The organism is Methylopila musalis, assembly GCF_042679725.1.
Lineage (GTDB): Bacteria > Pseudomonadota > Alphaproteobacteria > Rhizobiales > Methylopilaceae > Methylopila > Methylopila musalis.
The window spans coordinates 1-997 of the sequence record NZ_JBHTMX010000382.1 but is presented as its reverse complement, the minus strand read 5'-3'; the positions used below and the strand labels follow the sequence as shown (position 1 = coordinate 997).

At 74.3% G+C, this 997-nt stretch carries 1 protein-coding gene; it reads left to right on the top strand.

Going from position 1 to position 997, the window contains the following annotated elements; translation table 11 throughout:
- Nucleotides 1-135: 135 nt before the first annotated feature.
- Nucleotides 136-997: FUSC family protein (locus ACFQ4O_RS17810; RefSeq protein ID WP_378777750.1), on the top strand; the 862-nt coding region annotated here is incomplete at its 3' end.

The window sequence follows — 997 nt, the reverse complement described above, 5'->3', positions numbered from 1 at the left end:
GCTGACCGACCGCCTGCAGGCCACGGTGCGCGCCGCCTGCGCCGACCTGACGGAGGGCGTGTCGCCGGCGGAGCTCGAGGCCTGCCTGTCGGTGTTCGCCCGCCTGACCGACCGCGCCGAGCGCCGGGGCGGCGCATGAACGCGCTCGCCTCCGCCAAGCTCGTCTTCGCGCTGCGCACGGCCGCGGCGGCGCTGCTTGCGGCCTACGCCGCCTTCACCATCAACCTGCCCCAGGCCGCGACCTCGATGATGACGGTGTTCATCGTCTCCCAGCCGCTCGCGGGCATGGTGCTGTCCAAGTCGCTGTTCCGCATCGTCGGCACGGTGGTGGGCGCGAGCGTGGCGGTGCTGTTCGCCGGCCTGTTCGCCCAGACGCCGGAGCTGATGGTGGGCGCGGCCTCGCTCTGGATCGGGGCCTGCGTCGCCGTCTCGGTGCTGATGCGCGACGCCCCTTCCGCCTATGGGGCGCTGCTGTCGGGCTACACGGTCGCGATCATCGCCTTCCCCAATGTGGACGCGCCGCAGGCGGTGTTCCTCGCCGCGCTCGACCGGGGCGCGGAGATCTGCGTCGGCATCGTCGCCGCGACCGTCCTGAGCCAGACCCTGTTTCCCCAGACCGCCGCCGACGCGCTGAAGCGCGCGACGGGCGCCGCGGTCGGCGCCGTCATGGCCTTCGCCGCCGACACGCTGCGCGGCCGGCCCGACCGGACGCAGGCCATGCGCGACCGGCGGGCCATGGTGTCCGCCGTGCTGAAGCTCGACGGGCTCCGGGTGCACGCCGCCTTCGACGACGCGGGCGTGCGGCTCTCCAACCGCCGGCTGCGGCTGCTGCACGGGCGGCTGATGAACCTGCTGGCGCTGGTGGTCTCGATCCACGACCGCATGGAGATCCTGCGCGAGCAATATCCCGACAAGGTGGAGGCCTTGGCGCCGCTGCTGGCGCAGGCCGCCGACGCCCTCGCCCCGCGCCCGGACGCGGAGGCGCTGGCCGCGGCCC